The sequence below is a fragment of the Succinatimonas hippei YIT 12066 genome, from assembly GCF_000188195.1.
Classification (GTDB): Bacteria; Pseudomonadota; Gammaproteobacteria; order Enterobacterales; family Succinivibrionaceae; genus Succinatimonas; species Succinatimonas hippei.
In genome coordinates this window covers 1-17,767 of record NZ_GL830941.1, presented here as the reverse complement: position 1 = coordinate 17,767, position 17,767 = coordinate 1, and the positions used below count along the sequence as shown (strand labels likewise).

Here is a 17,767-nt window from a genome sequence, read left to right as displayed (position 1 = left end):
ATCGGCCTTTAGGCCGGTGAGGATGTCAAGTTTAAAGAAGATCTTTTATTTAAGCTAATCTTAAGGTTCGGTGTTAATGAATATTAAAGACAGTGTTAACCACGAACGGGCATTAGATATCATAAACAGAAAAGAACTGTAAATCGTGTTATGCTTAATTTTTGTTTTAATAGCAATTGTTCTTACAACTAAATTCTAAATTAAATAATACGTTCGGAGATAATAATGCCGCTTTGCTTAGATCGTCCGCTTGTTTTGGTAGGCCCTATGGGATCGGGAAAAACCACGGTAGGTAAAGCATTAAACAGGTTAACCTCTGTGCCGTTAATCGATCTTGATGAAGAAATAGTGAAAGTTAACGGAATGACCATTCCCGAGATTTTTAAAAACTTTGGTGAAAGCGGTTTCCGGAAAAGGGAAACTTCCGTATTGAAAGCTTTTATCCGTGAAAAAGCTGTTTTATCTTCAGGCGGCGGTATCATTACCGTTGAAGAAAACCGTAAATTGATTAAAGAACACTGCATTTGTGTTTTTTTGGACACAAGTCCTGCGGTTCAGTTTAAAAGAACCGAGCATGACAACAACCGACCGATGATCGATACTGACGACAGGTTGACGCGGCTTGAAAATTTATATGCAAAAAGATTGCCTTTTTATAAAGAAGTTGCCGATTTTACGGTGAATACCGATGAGTTAGGCCCTAAAAAGCTGGCTCTTTTAATTGAAGAATTTTTAAAAAATAAATGATCAGGATTATTGTATGCAGATTTTAAATGTTGATTTAAAAGAGCGTTCTTACCCGATTTATATCGGAGAGGATCTTTCATACGGACAATTGTGCAGAAAAGCTTTGCCAAAATGTCAGGACGTGATGATAGTAAGCAATACGACCATTGCTCCTTTATATTTGGACAAGTGCCGCTCTTCTTTAGAAGATGAGGGCTTTAAAGTTGCGACCTGCATCTTACCTGACGGTGAAAGTTATAAAACCGTAGATTCTTATATGCAGATCATGACGGCTTTGATTTCTGCATCTTTTGGTCGAGATTGTGCTTTAATCGCTTTAGGCGGAGGGGTTGTCGGAGATATGACTGGCTTTGCCGCCGCAACCTATCAGCGCGGCGTTGCATATGTGCAGATCCCCACTACGCTGCTTGCAATGGTGGATTCTTCCGTCGGAGGTAAAACAGCCATCAACCATCCCCAAGGCAAGAATATGATCGGCGCTTTTTATCAGCCTAAAGCCGTGATTGCCGACATCAATACGCTAAAGACTTTGCCGGAAAAAGAAAGATCAGCAGGACTTGCCGAGGTTATCAAGGCCGGTATCATCATTGACGGGGAGTTTTTTAAATTCCTTGAAGAAAATGCCGATAAACTGCTTTCTTTTGATGTTTCTCTGCTTGAGCAAATCGTTTATCGCTGCTGTGATATTAAAGCCAAAGTCGTAGCTTTAGACGAAAGGGAAGGCGGAATTCGTGCACTTTTAAATTTAGGCCATACTTTCGGACATGCCATTGAAGCTTTTTTAGGCTTCGGTACTTGGCTGCACGGTGAAGCTGTTGCTGCTGGAACGGTGATTGCGGCAAAAGTTGCAGAGGACAAAGGTTTTATTACCAAGGATGATGTAAAACGCATTTGCTCTTTGCTTGACAAAGCCAAGCTTCCTATCGATTTTCCGAAAAATATGACCGGCAGTGACTTTATGCGTTTAATGCGTCATGATAAGAAAGTAAAATCAGGACACATCCGTTACGTGTTGCCGACCGCAATCGGTAAAAGCGCAGTTTTTTCTGATTTATCCGATGATTACGTAATGCAACTTTTAGAGACAATGCGTTAAAATTCACGATATTAAAGCAGTAAAAGAAAAGGGTAAGAGCATGGAGAACATTGTTGAATTGCAAAGTCAGCAAGAGTTGGCGCAAAAAATAATCAGGAAGCTCTCCGGTATAGATCCGGTTGTTCTTTTGTGCGGGGATGAAGGTTCCGGACGTTCGACTGTTTGCCATTTGGTAGCGGAGAAAACCGATGACAAGATGCAGGTAATTTTTCTGCCATGTAATTCTTCTTTATCCAAGGAGAATTTACGAGAGCTTTTACTGCAGCAATTATTTCCTGAAGAAAAACTTCCTTGCGATTATCCTTTGACTGAAACCCTGCTTAAAATTAATACCGTAAATTTAAAAGCTTTAATCATTGCTGACGATATTGATGATGTTCCTTTGGAGTTTTTGCGTGAAATAAATACGCTGGTTAAAGAGCTTTCAGGCAGGCTCTTGTTTTTAGGTGTCTGTGTAACTGAAAGCGCAAAAGCCGCAAGCGGAATATTTAACATAGAACCTCTTGAGGTTCCTCCTCTTGATTATAAAGAGTGTATTTTTTTAAGCCGCGAGTATCTTTCCGGGCAGAACAAAATGGAAGTTTTCGAAGGACATTGGGATCGGCTTCCGACTTTATTTAAAAGCAAGCTTTACACTCCCGCGGCTGTTTTTTCCACGGTAGACGCTTTTGAAGATGATGTTGCAAAGGCAGGACGTGAGCGTTTTAGCGTAAATGAAAGCGTAGCCCCTAAAGAAGAGTCTTCTGCAAAGAAAAGCAGTAAATGGCCTTATCTTTTGTTGCTTTTGCTTCTGATCGGCGGCGGTGCTTATTACTTTATTGATAAAGACGAGGTAAAGACCCAGCCGGCTGCCGTTGAATCTAATGAAAAGGTTCCGGAGGTGACCGTTGATGCCGGTGTTTTAAATGAACAGATAAAGGAAGGCATTGAAGTCGAAGGTAAAAAAACGCAGCTGCAAAATGAGTTGGTAATTTCAGGTGATGCGCTTGAAAAGATTGAAGAATCGTCAGTTAATCAGGCTGTTGTAAATCATTTATTAAAAGAAACAGCTGTAAATTCGGAAAGTTCGGACGGAGAACGTTCTAAAGACAATATTTCCGCTGCAGGCGATGAAAAAGCAAAGGATGCTTTTAACCGGCAAGCAGGCGGCAATACTTATTTACCCGATAAAGAGTCGTCGGCTGCAGGTAAATCTCCAGATGTTGATAACGCAATTAAATCACCGGCGGAGAAAACGAAAGACTCTTTTCAGCAGGTAGAAGATAAGACCGCAGAAAATTTTTCCGCTGTGCCGTCTCAAGAGTCGGCAGTCGTTTTATCTCCTGTTGACACTTTAACAGTTAAAAAGCAAGATGCTGTAGAACAGGTTACACAGGAAGTTAAAGAAGAGGAGTCCGTATCTTCTTCAAATGAGCAGCTGCCGAGCTTATCCTCGGCAGCAGATAGCAACTATAAAAACGCAACTGTAATAGAAAGCAAAGCATTAGAGGAAATAGACAAGTCTTTAAGTATTACCAAAGATACGGACGTGAATTTAACGACAGGCTCTGAGATTTGTCCGGAAACTACTTATTCGGCAAAGACAGTGAAAGATGAGACAAATAAAACTGCTGAAATATCTGATGTCATTGACAGAAACGAAGTAAAAGGCGGCACTTCTCAAACAAGTCAAGCTAAAGACGCCATTGTCTCCTCAAATAAAAGTTCACAAGTAAAAAAAAGAGTTCCTGTAATAGATAAAACATTACGTTTTGACAGGATTCCTTTTACCGGAGAGGCTATTCCCGGAGCCGTAGCCGAAATTGCGCTTAAAGACAATTCTCATTACACGGTTCAGGTTGTAAGCGCTTATTCCCGTGTTCGTGCCGTTGAGGTTTCCGCAGGAGTTAAAGGACGTTATTGGATTTATGAAACGATAAGAAATAATCGTCCCTGGTATGTGCTTATAAACGGTGATTATGCAACGGCATCCGATGCCCAAGCTGCCATAAATCGCCTGCCGCGTGCGCTTATGGCAAGCGGACCTTTTATTAAAAAGTTTTCTCAAGTTAAATTTGAAATGGATAAAAAGCAATGAGTGAAAAAAGATTTTTAATTGCCGGATCGATTTTATCTGCCGATCTGCTTAACCTTGAAAAAGATGTAGCTGATGCTTTAGCCAACGGCTCTGATGTTATTCATTTTGACGTGATGGATTATCATTTTGTGCCGAATCTGACATTCGGCCCGGGATTTTTAAAGGCGATGCGCGCTCGTTTTCCGCAGGCTGTGTTTGACGTACATCTTATGGTGGATCCGGTAACCGATAAAATAATTGAGGATTACGCTCAGGCTGGAGCCGACATGATTTCTTTCCATCCTGAGACTACTTTTCATGTCGAAAGGATGCTGACGCTTATCCAGAATTTAGGCTGCAAAGCCGGCCTTGCTTTAAATCCGGGAACGGCTCCGCAGTGTCTGCGTTATTTGTGGGATAAGCTTGATTTCGTGCTCGTAATGACGGTAAATCCGGGCTTTGGCGGACAAAAACTTATTCCTTCATGCCTGCAGAAAGTTGCTGACGTCAAACGTATGGCAACGGAGGCTAACGTCAAGCCTTTAATCGAAGTTGACGGCGGTGTGGATGTCCGTACGATTAAAGCTTGCGCTGACGCAGGAGCTAATCTTTTCGTCGTAGGATCGGCTTTTTTCGGTAAACCAGATCGTAAAGAAGCAGCAACTTCTTTGCGTGGTGCTTTAGGTGAAGAATAATGCGTGAACTTAAAAAACTTCCAGAGCTGCTGCTTTTTGATCTTGACGGAACCTTGGCTAAGACAAAAGAGCAGATAGCTTACGCCGCACAAGCTACTTTAAAGCGTTTTAATTATCCGATTCCGAGCGTTGATGATGTCGGAAGGTACATAGGCAACGGCATCAATATGATGCTGGTGCGTTCTATTTTCGGCAAAGTTGACGTATCGCCGGATATGCTTCCTGCAGATCAAATGGCAAAAATTCGTGAAGTTTTTAATGAAGAGTATTTAAACGGTCTTAATGCCAATTTCGCACTTTATGACGGAGTTTATGAGGGCATTAACAAGTTTAAAGCTCTCGGCATGAAAATGGCTGTAGTTACGAATAAGGCCGAGATGTTTGCTAAACCGCTTATCGGTTATATGGGCTTTAATGATTATTTTGACTATGTTTTAGGTGGAGAAGTTATAAAAGAGCGCAAGCCCGATCCTTTCCCTTTACTGTATGTTTGTCAAAAATTGGGCGTTGATCCTCATAATGCCGTTATGGTCGGAGATAGTGACAACGATGTTTTGGCAGGACAAAGGGCCGATATGGTAACCGTGGCTTTTACTTACGGCTATAACAGCGGCAAAGACGTCAGAAATTGCCATCCAGATTATGTGTTTGACAGGTTCGGCGTGTTTACCGATTTTATTATGTCATTAAAAAACAATACGGAATCTTTAGATTAAAGAAATTTGAGGAAACTTTGGTAATGTTTAAATCTTGTGCTTTGATTTTTGCCGTCTCGCTTAGTCTTTGCGCTTGTGAAAGCGTAGCTTTTAACACTAATCTTGATCCGGAGAATTTTAAGGATTATTACAAGGCTTCTGCCGTTCAAGACAGTACTTATGAAGAACTTACCGGCAAGAATTATAAGTCTTTAGGTTTGGTAAGAGGTTTATCCTGTCAGATTGATGATAGGGATTTTCCTGCAAATGAAGCAGATGCACGTACTGACGCACGCCGTAAAGCCGCAGATATGGGAGCAAATGCCGTGGTGTTCGGTAAATGCGTTAAGATCAATAAAACTCCGTCATGTCAGCTTTCGGTTACCTGTTATGCCGATGCATTGTTAGTAAATGAGTGAGATTAAAGATATACCTCGATTTACTCTGCAGCCGATAGGCTTTATACATAGTCCGTATCTGCAGAAATTTGCCGTGCCGCGGCAGCCGGGATTGGCGCCGTCGGTTCTTAGTAAAATTACTTTTATTCCGCCGTATTGCGATCCTGAGGCGTTTAAAGGCCTTAAGGGATTTTCTCATATTCATCTTTTGTTTATTTTTGATAAAGCTCCGTATTCTGAGTTTAAACCGACGGTACGTCCTCCGCGTCTTGGCGGTAATAAACGGGTGGGCGTTTTCGCCTCCCGCTCTCCGTTTCGTCCGTCCAGAATCGGACTTTCAGTAGTTAAGCTTGAAACGGTCGGAGAAGAAGACGGCAGAGCATATCTTGAGGTTTCGGGGGCCGATTTGGTTGATGGTACTCCGATAATCGATATTAAACCTTATATTCCTTTCGTTGATGCACATCCTGAGGCGAAAGGCGGTTTTGCATCAGAGCCTCCGGAAATTAAAGAAGTTGTGTTTTTACCTGAGATCTGCGGCTTGTTAAACGTTTTTACTGAAAAAGAAAGACAGGCGGTAACGGAAATTTTGGCGCAAGATCCGCGTCCTGCCTATAAAGACAAAAAAGAGGACGGTAAACTTTATAAAGTTGCTTTTAATGGCTATGACATAGCTTTTAAGGCAGAAGAGAATAAAATTATAGTATGTGATTTAATAAAGCTTAGTAAATAAAATGCAAAATCGTTATAGTCATATTTTATTTGATTTAGATGGAACATTGGTTGATACACATGATGTCGACGTTATTTCTTTGTATGAGGTGGTAAAAGAATATTTCCCTGATACTTTGGAAACCGTCGAAAGCCTGGGGCGGGTTTTCGGTTTACCGGCTTATGAGGCGCTTAAGTGTATCGGCTTTTCTGAGGATAAACTTCCTGAAGTATACGCTAAATGGTGTAGAGCAATTGAATCTCGAGCTGGCACGGTTAAGCTTTTTGAAGGAGTTTTAGCTGTTTTGGATATTTTAAAAAAACGCGGCGTAAAACTTGGCATTATTACTTCAAGAAAGCGTGCCGATTACGGAAAATACGGGATTTTAGGAGATTATATTCCGCTTGAGCTGTCTCCGTATTTTATAAAGGCCGTATGCTCTGATGATGTAAAAAATCCTAAGCCATCTCCCGATTCTCTTTTAAAGTATATGCAGGATACAGGGGCAAAGCCTCAAGAGATTTTATTTATCGGCGACACTAAAACCGATTGTGAGTGCGCGGATCAGGCAGGAGTGGATTTTGCGCTTGCTCTTTGGGGATATACTCAAAGGGAGCATTTAAACTGTGCTTATTATTTTGCTTCACCATGGTCGATATTATCGGCAGTAGTTGACGGCGACTGCGCTAAGCTGATGTGGTTTAAGTGGGCGCGGGAGATTCAGGCTATCGGGCAAATAGGCCTTGCTTATTCAAAAGATCGCTTTGATATTGAGCGTTTTACGCGGCTGCGTGAAATAGCGCTTGAAATTATGCACACGTATACCGAAGCTCCGCTTGAAAAAATTAAAGAAGCTTTTTGCTTTGACAAAGGTTATATCACTCCCAAAATCGATACCCGCGGTGCCGCTTTTGATGACAGCGGTCGAATTCTGCTGGTTCAGGAAAGCAGCGGTTTATGGAGCTTGCCAGGCGGTTGGTGTGAAGAAGACGGAACGATTTTCTCAAATGTGGTTAAAGAGTTAAGGGAAGAAGCCTGTGTGAAAGCTGTTCCCTATAAGCTTATTGCGCTTTTGGACAGACGCCGCTACAACAATCCGCCTTTACCCTTTGGGATCATGAAAGCTTTCGTGTTATGCCAGCATGAAGCTTTGGCTTTCGTGAAAAATAATGAAACTATAGAGCGCAAATATTTTGGCAAAGACGAGCTTCCTCTTGATAAACTTAGAGTTGATACTACGTCTTATGAGCAGTTGATGATGTGCTTTGCCGCTTATGAGAATAAGGATTGGCAGCCGATTGTGGATTAAGGAAACATTATGAGATTTCAAGTTGATTTGCACACCCATACAGTTGCATGTTCTCATGCATACAGCACTTTAGGCGAATACGTAGAACAGGCGGTAGATACCGGTATTGCTATGTTTGCGACCACCGACCACGGTCCTACTTTGGCTGATGCTCCGCATAAATGGCATTTTAGCAATTTAACGGTAGTGCCGCGTATTATCCGCAATGTTGCCGTACTGCGCGGTATTGAGGCTAATATTACGGAAGACGGTGCTTTGGATATTGAGGATTATATCCGTGAAAAACTGGATATAGTTTTGGCGGCACTGCATTCAAATTACACTCCGACCAATGAAAAAGAGCATACCAGGCTTTTGATTAAAGTAATCGAATCCGGCAAAGTGGATGTTTTGGCCCATCCGGGTGCCCGCTTATATCCGATTGATTATGAGGAGGTTTTAGCCTGTGCTAAAGAGCACAACGTTGCAATTGAAATCAATGCCTCCACTTCGGTAAACGCTCGTTTCGGCAGTCATGATAACTGTGTAAAAATCGCAAAAATAGCTGCGCGCTTGGGAAATGCCGTTTCTCTCGGATCAGATGCCCATATTGCTTCTTTTTTAGGTTGTTTTGACGAGTCGATAAAGGTTCTTGAGGATGCTGGTCTTGGCTATGAAAACGTGATTAACACAAGTCCTGCCAAGGTTCTTGATTTTCTTGAATCACGAGGACATGCTCCGATTAAGGAAATGCGCGAATATTTTACTCCTTTTCAGTAGTAGCTAAATGATGTCGGCGGTGCTCTTTAAACAAGATTTTTACCGTATAGAGCATCATGCCGAAACAGCAAATACCGCTTATCCAATTGGAGATAGGCTCAGCCATAAATACGCCTTTTACGCCTAAATTTCCGATTTCAGGAAGAATTATGGTAAGCGGTACCACGATTAAAACCTTTCTAAACAGCGCAAAGAATACGGCGGGCTTGGCTTTGCCAAGTCCTACGAATGCAGTCTGTCCGGTGGCATGCAGCGCCATCATGAAAAAGCCGAAGAAATAGATGTGCAAAGCCGGAACCCCGAGGGTTATAGTATTGATGTCAGCGTTAAAGAGTGTAAAGATAATCTCCGGATTAAGGAAAATAATCAGCCAGCAGATAAAAAGATAAGATGTAGCGCTTATTGCCGTAAAACAGATGCTTTGTTTGATGCGGGAAAGAAGCCCTGCGCCGTAATTAAAGGCAATAATAGGCTTGGCGGCATCGGTGAGACCGTGCATGGGTAAAAAGATAACGTCGCGTACCGACATTAAAACGGTCATGATGCCGATATAAATATCACCGCCGTGTGCTCTTAACGTTACATTGCAGGCGATTTGTACAATACCGTTGGTACCCTGCATCGTAAATCCGGTAACGCCTAAACCTACAATTTGTCTGCACAGCTTAAAGTCGGGCTTTAAACGATTGAGCTTTAGTTTGAATAAAGACTTTTTCCCGGTTAAAAAACGGATCACCATAAACGCTGATACCGCTTGGGAAATAACCGAGGCTACGGCTGCTCCTTGGATTTTAAGATCTAAATAAAAAATGAAGATCGGATCCAGGATGATATTGATGACTGCTCCTGTCATAACGCTTAACATCGCAACTTTGGGAAATCCCTGCGCGTTGATAAAACCGCTAAGTCCTGAGCTTAGCATTACTAAAGGCGTTCCTAAAAGATAGATTAAAAGGTAGTCTTTTGCGTAGGGGTAGCTTAAATCGCTGCCGCCGAACAGATAAATTATGGGTTTAAATCCCGTGTAAAAAACCAGCATTAATCCTGCGGCAAAAAAGAGGATCATTGCATAGGTGCTGTCTATAATTTTTTGCGCGGTTTTCGGATCTTGCCTGCCGCGGTACATGGAAAAAAGAGGTGTTGCTCCGGTTGAAAAGAGACTGGTGAACGCCATGACGATGGAAATTAACGGAAAAGATAGCCCGAGTCCGGTGAGAGCCATATTGGAAGTATCGGAGAGATGTCCTAAGTAAATTCTGTCAACCAGACTGTAGCAGACTTGAACAATCATGGCCGCGGTCATGGGCACGGCCAGATTTATAAGGTGTTTGTAAACCGATCCGGTAGAAAAGTCCTGTGCTGAGAATTTACTCATGCTTAGGATCCGGAGTTTCTTTGATGCAGGCAACCAGATGATTTGCGGCGCAAGGCTTTAAAATCTGCGTTTCATCTTTTTGATTGCATTTCATGAAGCATCGAGAAGCAAAGCGGCAGCCCTGCGGCGGATCGATGGGACTCGGTAAATCGCCGGTAAGCAGGATCCTCTCTTTGCGTTTTTTAGGATCGATGACGGGAATGGCTGAAATGAGTGCCTTTGTGTAGGGATGTCGCGGATCGTTGTAGATTGATTCTTTGGGGGCAACTTCAAGCATTGATCCGAGGTACATGACGCCGATGCGGTCGGAGATATGCTTGACTGCGGCAAGCCCGTGCGCAATGAAAAGATAGGTAAGCCCGAATTCTTCTTTAAGATCGGCAAGCAGATTTAAAATCTGGGCTTGAATGGAGACATCCAAAGCCGAAACCGCTTCATCGCAGATGATAAGTTTGGGAGAAACGGCTAAAGCCCTGGCAATTCCGATTCTTTGTCTTTGTCCGCCGGAGAACTCATGCGGGTAACGGTTTTTGTATGATGAGGCAAGGCCTACACAGTTTAAAAGATGTTCAACGCGCGGGCCGATTTCTGCTTTGTCATGGGTATGATTGACAATCATCGGTTCGGCGATGATTTCTTCGACTGTCATGCGGGGATTTAAGGAAGAATAGGGATCTTGGAAGATCATCTGAATGTCGCGACAGAATCTGCGGCGATCATTACGATTTAAAGCAGCAAGATCGGTTCCGTTAAACAGGATTTGCCCGCTTGTGGGATGATAAAGTCCTGCAATCATTTTACCTAAAGTGGTTTTTCCGCAGCCTGACTCACCCACAAGACCGAAAGCTTCGCCTTTGTAAATGTCCAAAGACAGGTTATCTACTGCTTTTAAGTAGCTTTTTTTATGGTTGAAAAGTCCGTTTCTTATTTCAAAATATTTACATAAATTTTTTAAAGAAAGCAGAAGTTCTTGGTTCTTTTCGGTCATAAATTGCCCTGTCCTTCAAAATTGATGCAGCGCACTTTTCTGTCGGCTATAACTTTAAGCGGAGGAAGAGCCTGGCGGCAATGTTCACTGCAGCGATCGCAGCGATCGGCAAAAGCACAGCCTTCGGGAACTTCTTCAGGAGGAGGAACCATTCCCGGGATCATATAAAGTCTCGGTGAGTAATCATCAAGACGCGGAATGGATTTTAAAAGTCCTAAAGTGTAGGGATGATAAGGGTTGGTTAAGATCTCTTCAGTAGTTCCCTGTTCAACAATACGACCGCAGTACATGACAGCCACTTTATCGGCAGCTTCAGCCACAACTCCCAAATCATGGGTAATAAGCAGTACGGAGATATTGAATTTCTCTCGCATCTTGTAAATAAGATCAAGAATTTGGGCTTGAATGGTAACGTCAAGAGCGGTAGTGGGCTCATCGGCTATAAGCAGCTCCGGTTCACAGGCCATTGCCATGGCAATCATGATGCGTTGGCGCATTCCGCCTGACATTTGATGCGGATAGTCGTTGATTCTTTTTACAGGATTAGGAATTCCTACAGTATCCAAAAGATGTAAAAGTTTTTCTTTGGCTTCTTTTTTATTTAATTTAGTGTGCAGTTTTATGCTTTCTAAAATCTGATCGCCTACCGTAAAAATCGGGTTTAGGGAGGTCATCGGCTCTTGGAAGATCATGGAAATACGGTTACCGCGGATCTGCCTCATCTGTTTTTCAGAAAGTGTCATTAAATCCGTGCCGTTAAATTTGATAGAGGAGCCGGGCAAAATGGTTCCGTTGGAACTTAAAAGCCTCATTATGGATAAGGAGGTTACGGATTTTCCCGATCCTGACTCTCCGACTAAAGCTAGGATTTCGCCTTTTTCGATAGAAAAGCTTACGTCGCGAATAGCCCGAACAGGGCCGCGGCGCGTTGCAAATTCAGTAGTAAGGTGTTCTACTTCAAGTAACATGACAGCTCCTATCTTCTTCTTGAACGCGGATCAAGAGCGTCGCGCAGTCCGTCACCGAACAGATTGAACGCAAGTACGGTAATGGTTATAGCAAGACCCGGGAAGAGCAGCGTATACGGTGCGGAGAATATAAAGCCGCGGGAGCGGGCTAACATATCACCCCATTCGGCATACGGAGGTTGTACGCCTAAGCCTAAAAATCCCAAAGCTGCAGTATCAAGAACGGCAATTGAAATTCCCAATGTGGCTCGGACCACGATAGGGGAAGTGATATTAGGCAAAATATGTCTGAAGATGATGCGCAGATTACTGTCGCCTGACACGATAGCTGCCTGAATATAGTCATTGGCTTTTACCGCCATTACGCAGCTTCTTGCGATTCGCGCGTATTCAGGGATGGAAACGATGCCGATGGCCAGAACTGCTTTATCAAGGCCGCGACCTAAGGCTGCCATGAAAGCGATGGCAAGTAAAATTGAAGGAACCGATAAAATAACATCCATGAAGCGCATGATGATGTTATCAAGCTTGCCGCCGTAAAATCCGCCTAATGCACCTAAAATGGTACCTAGGATTAGAGAAAAAGAGACAGCGGCGACGCCGACGCTTAACGATATCTTAGTACCGTCGATAACACGGCTGAAAATGTCGCGGCCCAATTGATCGGTACCGAACCAATGTTCGGCGCAAGGGGCGACAAAAGCATTATCCATGTCAGCAAGATTCGGATCGTAAGGCAGAATTTGAATGCCTAAGGCGTCGCAAATGGCGACGGTAATCGCGCAGACAACCAAAAGTGCGATAATAACGAGTCCCGTAAGCGCGGCTTTATTTGAATAAATGGAAGTCCACATGTCGGAAAAGCGGGAGCTGCGCGACTGTTTAAGTTCTTTTGTCAGTTCGGTCATTATGCGCTCTCCTCTGAGTATTTAACTCGCGGATCCAAGGCGGCATAGAGCAAGTCGACTAAAAGGTTCATTACAACAAAAATTACGGCGATGATCAAAACAACCGCTTGAATTACAGGAAAGTCAGAGCGCAGAATGCACTCTACCGAGTAAGAGCCGATTCCTGGCCAGGCAAAAACGGTCTCGGTTAGGATGGATCCTGATAGCAGGGATCCAAACTGCAGTCCGATTACTGTAACTATAGGCAATAAGGCGTTACGGAAAGCGTGTTTGCCAATAACCGACACGGCACTAAGGCCTTTAGCGCGAGCAGTACGGATATAGTCTTGATGCAGAATATCGAGCATGCTTGAACGCGTCATGCGCGTGATGATAGCCATGGAATATCCTGCAAGCGTAACAGCCGGAAGTATGGCATGCTCAAGAGCGTTAAAAAAAGCTTCAAAGTCGCCGATGATTAAGGTGTCATACAGATAAAAACCGGTACCGTCCATAGGGCGCATTAAGGTATCAATGCGTCCTCCTGATGGAAACCAGTGCAGATATCCTGAAAAAAGAATGATAAGGAGCATTCCGAGCCAGAATACCGGCATTGAAACACCGATGAGGGCTGAAGTCATAGTAAGGTTGTCGATAATGGAGTTTTTCTTTACGGCGGAGAGTACTCCTAAGAAAATTCCTATGATTGCAGCAAGAATAATAGCTAAAACTGAAAGTTCGATTGTGGCGGGAAGTCTTGCTAAAAGTTCATCGGTAACCGGAGTGTTGGTGAAATAAGAATAGCCGAAGTCACCGTGAAATACCGCTTTCATATAGTCAAGATATTGGATGACTATAGGATCGTTTAATCCCATGGATTCACGCCACATGTTGATTTTCTCGGTGGTCGCGTGCTGTCCCAATACGATTAAGGCAGGATCCGGGGAGAAAACGCGCATGATGAGGAAAACTAAAATCGAGACGCAAAAGAGTACCGGAATCAGCATCAGCAGTCGTTTTATAAAATAGACAAGCACGTTGTTCCTCGTTTTCGTAATACGGTAAAAAGCCCGACAAACCATGGACTGCACGGTTTGTCCTTAAATAGAAAAGTATAGCGGTCTTTTTTAAGCTTAAAAGCATCTTTGAAAAGAATAAGGAGACTTTTAAGCTGTAAACGACAAGGCCTCGCCGGATGGTGCGGGGCCTTTAAACTGTCTATTATAACCTATTTTTGACGGTTATTCTTTGACTACGTCTTTGAAGAAAGTCATTCCGACTTGATGAACGCTGAAGTTCTTGATGTTAGGACGGTATGCTGCAATTACTTGAGCGTGGGAGATAGGGAGAAGGGCTGCTTCGTCGGCCATGATCTGCTCGGCTTTATGATAAAGCTCGTTGCGCTCGGGACCGTCTTTTAACTCAACGCCTTTGGCAATCAAGGCACGGTATTCGTCGTTATACCACAAGCCGTTGTTGTTGATAGGATCGTCGCTTGCAAAGAGATTTAAGAAGTTATCGGGATCTCCGTTATCACCTGTCCATCCCATAAATCCGATATCCCACTCGGCGGTTGCAAGTTTGTTTTTGTATGTGGCCCAGTCATAAGCTAAAACTTCGGCCTTCACGCCAACTTTGTCAAAGTAAGATTGAACGGCTTCAGCTAAAACCTGTCCGCCTACCGGATTGTAGAAGCGGGCGCCGGTGTAGGTGAGGATCTTGATGGTGGAAACGCCTTTTTCCTTTAAGATCTTAGCTGCTTCCTGAGGATTGTACTGTACCTGTTTGACGTCAGGGGAGTATCCCGGAACGAAAGGAGGAAGCAGAGTATTGGCCGGTGTGGCATATCCTTTATAAAGAGTTGCTACCATTTCGGGAACGTTGATGGCCATGGATAAAGCACGGCGTACGTCCTTGTCTTTGGTAATAGGATTCTTGGTAACGTTGATGTTATAGAACATGAAGTTAACGTTCATGCCGTCGGTCTTGAAAATCATATTGCCGCTGTCTTCAATTTGTTTGATGACATTGGCATCAAGTCCGCTGATGATATCAACTTCGCCGTTGTTTAAGGCAACTACGCGGGCTGAGGTTTCAGGCATGGTACGGAAAATGATGTTTTGTACGGCAGCTTTTTCACCCCAGTAGTCTTCGTTGCGGGTAACAATTACTTGCTGGCCTCTATCCCAGGCAACGAATTTGTATGGTCCGGTGCCGCAAGGGTTTTGCATCAGGTTATTGTTGTACTTCTTAAGTGCGGTAGGACTTGCCATCGGAGCAGAGTACAGCATGGCCATATTGTGCAGGAACGGAGTTGACGGCTTTTTAAGATTGATTCTTACGGTGTATTCATCAATAACTTCGGTGCTTTTAACATCGCCGTACACCAGCCCTGCGTATGACATTTTAGGAACGAGGTTTTCCGGCATCTGACGATCGATGTTGAATTTTACGGCCTCAGCATTAAACGGAGTACCGTCGTGGAATTTGACGCCCTGACGGAGTTTAAAGGTGTAGCTTAATCCGTCCGGGGAGATCTCATAACTTTCGGCAAGCTGTGGCTCTACTTCGGTGTTGCTGTTTTTAAAGCGCAGCAAGCTTTCGTAAATGTTACCGATGATTTTTCCCGAGTCGTTGTCATCGACTAAGGCAGGATCGAGTCCTAAAGGATCGGTTGAGGTTGCATAGAAAATATTGTCTTGAGGTTTACGTGATAATGCTGCCTCAGCTGATGAAATGCATCCGGCGGTAAAAACGACGGCAAGAGCTGCGGCTATCATGCGGTTTTTGGTGAGAATATTCATGAATAAAAGTTCCTGCTGTAAAAAACGAAGGAATTTTAAGATTTTTTCGTATGTTTTACTAAAAAACAAGCAAACGAAGGCAAATTTATGAGCTAAGAACAAATATTTGCCGGAACAAAAAGGCGCGTAATAATGTCGATTTTAAACAAGTAATAAAATTTTTGTTAAAATTCAATTAGTTATTAATAAATATAAAGCCTCTCTTTAAGATAAAGCCTGTTTTTCCTGAAAAGAGATTTTTGCACCAAAAAGGTGAAAAATCTTGCAACTGCATCTATATCGCAGATTTTTTTCATAAAAAGATTAACATCTCATTAAATTAGCTTAACAATCAGTTAAGAACTTTTTGTCTGTTAGGCAAAAAGAACGAGAATAAGCAAAATTTTTTAAAGAAAGATTTGATAATTTTTGGAGTTTGTATGTTATCCGGTGTAAAACGTGCTTTGCTTGCCGTAAGTGCGGTATCAATGATTTTCGTTGCATCCGCCTCTGTGGCTGATGATGACAAGACTTATATTATTGCTTGCGACGCAGCCTATGCTCCTTTCTCCTGGGAACAGGACGGTAAATATGTCGGTATCGATGTTGAAGTTCTTGACGCTATCGCTAAAGCTTCAGGTTTTAAATATGAATTAAAGCCGATGAACTTTGAAGGCGTTATTCCGGGGCTTATTTCAGGTCAGCTTGACGGAGCTATTGCCGGTATTAATATGAATGATGAGCGCCGTAAAATTTTGGATTTCTCAGACGGCTATTTTGACTCGGGACTTTCCGTTATCGTTAAAGAAGATTCCAAGATTAACACTATCGAGGATTTAAAAGGAACTCGTGCTGCGGTTAAAAAGGGTACTACCGGCGCTTTGTTCGTAGAAAGTATTGCCGATAAAGATAACGTAACCGCTCAGTATTACACTTCATCCCCCGAGACAATGATGGCAGTTAAAAACGGCTATGCCGATTTCTTATGCGAGGACTACCCTGTTATTGCCTATCAGATAAAGATCGGTGTCCAGAAGGGATTGCGTATTGCCATTCCGCGTGTATCTGGAACCCCTCAGTACGGTTTCGGCGTCAAGAAAGGCACTCATGAAGAACTTATCAAGATGTTCAATGACGGTCTTAAGACGATTAAAGAGAACGGCACTTACGACAAGATTGTAGGTCAGTATCTTTAATTAGGTAATAAATAAGAATGGAACCCCGGCGTTGAACGGGGTTTTTTAATTTGTTTTCTTGTGAGTATTTTAAGTAAAATAATTCAACCTTTTAAAATAAAGGCGCGGATAAAAAATCTCTCAAGAGAGTTGAGTTATTTTAATTGCGCATAGTAAAAAAATCGTATAGGCCTTTTGTTCATGAGCGACTATTTTTCACTGTTTATTGATTGCTTTCCTGATTTGATGATGGGTTTGGGCGCAACCTTGCTGATTGCCGTTGTTTCAATGTTTTTTGCATTTATCATCGGCATGATCTTGGCTTTGATGGGACTTAGCCGTTATAAGGGCTTAAAAGCGATTTATTATTCATATGTAGCTTTTATCCGCGGAGTGCCGGTTCTTATTTTTGCATTGTTTCTTTTCTTCGGTGTCGGCGGACTTTTAAATATTCAGTTTAATCCGATAGTCGCAGGTATCATCACCTTATCCATAAATGCTTCAGCCTTTTTGGCCGAGATTTTTCGCGGCGGCATTCTTGCCGTGGATAAAGGGCAGATTGAAGCGGCAAGAAGCTTGGGTTTCGGTTATTTCAGAACTATGCGCTATATCGTTTTGCCTCAGGCTTTGCGCATTATGGTTCCGCCGTTAGTTAATCAATTTATCAGTACACTAAAAGACACGTCTATTTTGTCAGTTATAAGCGTGCGCGAACTTACCATGAATTCTCAAATCATTATTGCCCGCAATTTCCGTCCTTTTGAAGTGTACTCTTATGCGGCATTTATTTATTTTCTGGTTATTTTGCTTATCGCCATTGCTGCCAAGTACATTGAAAAGAAGATGAATGAATCTAAAATCCGTCGCTAATCTGCGAGTGTTTGTTTTTAAGATGCAGTAAAGCTGTTTAGATCTTAAAGTGCTATTTTTGCAAGTTTTTGAGTAATGTTCTACTGTTAAAAAATTGGCTTTAAAAAGATTAAAAGCAGAAAAGCTTTGCCAATTATTTGAAATTTGAGATTTTTAGTGAACGGATTTGTATCTTTGTTGCAATTGTTGTTATTGACATCCTCACCGGCCTAGAGGCCGGAGATCCTAGCGCTAAACAAACAATACTGCTATTG

Annotated in this window: 17 protein-coding genes; 11 read left to right on the top strand and 6 right to left on the bottom strand. The window is 42.7% G+C overall.

Annotation, left to right across the window (positions count from 1 at the left end; genetic code table 11):
• Positions 1–225 precede the first annotated feature (225 nt).
• Genes HMPREF9444_RS00320 through HMPREF9444_RS00280 form a run of 9 tightly spaced genes read left to right on the top strand, consistent with a single transcriptional unit; the run spans position 226 to position 8,467 of the window.
• Positions 226–747: a shikimate kinase gene (locus tag HMPREF9444_RS00320; protein WP_009142294.1), complete on the top strand. Its 522-nt coding sequence runs from the start codon at positions 226–228 to the stop codon at positions 745–747.
• Positions 748–760: 13 nt separating this feature from the next.
• The gene (aroB, locus tag HMPREF9444_RS00315; RefSeq protein ID WP_009142293.1) at positions 761–1,843 is read left to right on the top strand and encodes a 3-dehydroquinate synthase; all 1,083 of its coding nucleotides are present in this window, start codon (positions 761–763) and stop codon (positions 1,841–1,843) included.
• Between the two features lie 40 nt (positions 1,844–1,883).
• The gene (locus HMPREF9444_RS00310; protein WP_009142292.1) at positions 1,884–3,920 is read left to right on the top strand and encodes an ATP-binding protein; all 2,037 of its coding nucleotides are present in this window, start codon (positions 1,884–1,886) and stop codon (positions 3,918–3,920) included.
• Positions 3,917–4,594, top strand: coding sequence for a ribulose-phosphate 3-epimerase (rpe, locus tag HMPREF9444_RS00305; RefSeq protein ID WP_009142291.1), 678 nt, complete (start codon positions 3,917–3,919; stop codon positions 4,592–4,594). The genes HMPREF9444_RS00310 and rpe overlap by 4 nt, the downstream gene beginning before the upstream one ends.
• Positions 4,594–5,310, top strand: coding sequence for an HAD-IA family hydrolase (locus HMPREF9444_RS00300; RefSeq protein ID WP_009142290.1), 717 nt, complete (start codon positions 4,594–4,596; stop codon positions 5,308–5,310). Before rpe ends, HMPREF9444_RS00300 begins: the two co-directional genes overlap by 1 nt.
• A 23-nt stretch (positions 5,311–5,333) precedes the next feature.
• On the top strand, positions 5,334–5,708 hold the full coding sequence (gene rcsF / locus HMPREF9444_RS00295) for an Rcs stress response system protein RcsF (RefSeq protein ID WP_009142289.1): 375 nt from the start codon (positions 5,334–5,336) through the stop codon (positions 5,706–5,708).
• On the top strand, positions 5,701–6,420 hold the full coding sequence (tsaA, locus tag HMPREF9444_RS00290) for a tRNA (N6-threonylcarbamoyladenosine(37)-N6)-methyltransferase TrmO (protein ID WP_009142288.1): 720 nt from the start codon (positions 5,701–5,703) through the stop codon (positions 6,418–6,420). Before rcsF ends, tsaA begins: the two co-directional genes overlap by 8 nt.
• A gap of 1 nt (position 6,421) precedes the next feature.
• Positions 6,422–7,708: an NUDIX hydrolase gene (locus HMPREF9444_RS00285; RefSeq protein WP_009142287.1), complete on the top strand. Its 1,287-nt coding sequence runs from the start codon at positions 6,422–6,424 to the stop codon at positions 7,706–7,708.
• A 9-nt stretch (positions 7,709–7,717) separates the two neighbouring features.
• Positions 7,718–8,467, top strand: coding sequence for a PHP domain-containing protein (locus tag HMPREF9444_RS00280; RefSeq protein WP_009142286.1), 750 nt, complete (start codon positions 7,718–7,720; stop codon positions 8,465–8,467).
• Here the strand turns inward: HMPREF9444_RS00280 and HMPREF9444_RS00275 are convergent.
• The 6 genes from HMPREF9444_RS00275 to HMPREF9444_RS00250 form a co-directional block, all read right to left on the bottom strand.
• Positions 8,451–9,842, bottom strand: coding sequence for an MATE family efflux transporter (locus HMPREF9444_RS00275; protein WP_009142285.1), 1,392 nt, complete (start codon positions 9,840–9,842; stop codon positions 8,451–8,453). The genes HMPREF9444_RS00280 and HMPREF9444_RS00275 overlap by 17 nt on opposite strands.
• Positions 9,835–10,830, bottom strand: a complete 996-nt coding sequence (locus HMPREF9444_RS00270) for an ABC transporter ATP-binding protein (RefSeq protein ID WP_009142284.1) — start codon at positions 10,828–10,830, stop codon at positions 9,835–9,837. The genes HMPREF9444_RS00275 and HMPREF9444_RS00270 overlap by 8 nt, the downstream gene beginning before the upstream one ends.
• Positions 10,827–11,798, bottom strand: coding sequence for an ABC transporter ATP-binding protein (locus HMPREF9444_RS00265; protein WP_009142283.1), 972 nt, complete (start codon positions 11,796–11,798; stop codon positions 10,827–10,829). Before HMPREF9444_RS00265 ends, HMPREF9444_RS00270 begins: the two co-directional genes overlap by 4 nt.
• Positions 11,799–11,806: 8 nt before the next feature.
• Complete coding sequence (locus HMPREF9444_RS00260) at positions 11,807–12,706, bottom strand: ABC transporter permease (RefSeq protein WP_009142282.1); 900 nt, start codon at positions 12,704–12,706, stop codon at positions 11,807–11,809.
• Positions 12,706–13,722, bottom strand: a complete 1,017-nt coding sequence (locus HMPREF9444_RS00255) for an ABC transporter permease (protein WP_040908985.1) — start codon at positions 13,720–13,722, stop codon at positions 12,706–12,708. Before HMPREF9444_RS00255 ends, HMPREF9444_RS00260 begins: the two co-directional genes overlap by 1 nt.
• A 204-nt stretch (positions 13,723–13,926) precedes the next feature.
• Positions 13,927–15,489 carry an ABC transporter substrate-binding protein gene (locus HMPREF9444_RS00250; protein ID WP_040908984.1) on the bottom strand — a complete coding sequence of 521 codons (1,563 nt, stop codon included), beginning with the start codon at positions 15,487–15,489 and terminating at the stop codon, positions 13,927–13,929.
• Between the two features lie 419 nt (positions 15,490–15,908).
• Here HMPREF9444_RS00250 and HMPREF9444_RS00245 point away from each other — a divergent pair, with 419 nt between their 5' ends.
• Positions 15,909–16,664 (top strand): transporter substrate-binding domain-containing protein, encoded by a 756-nt coding sequence (locus tag HMPREF9444_RS00245; RefSeq protein ID WP_009142279.1) that lies wholly within the window; start codon positions 15,909–15,911, stop codon positions 16,662–16,664.
• Positions 16,665–16,844: 180 nt separating this feature from the next.
• Positions 16,845–17,513: an amino acid ABC transporter permease gene (locus HMPREF9444_RS00240; RefSeq protein ID WP_009142278.1), complete on the top strand. Its 669-nt coding sequence runs from the start codon at positions 16,845–16,847 to the stop codon at positions 17,511–17,513.
• Positions 17,514–17,767: the final 254 nt, after the last annotated feature.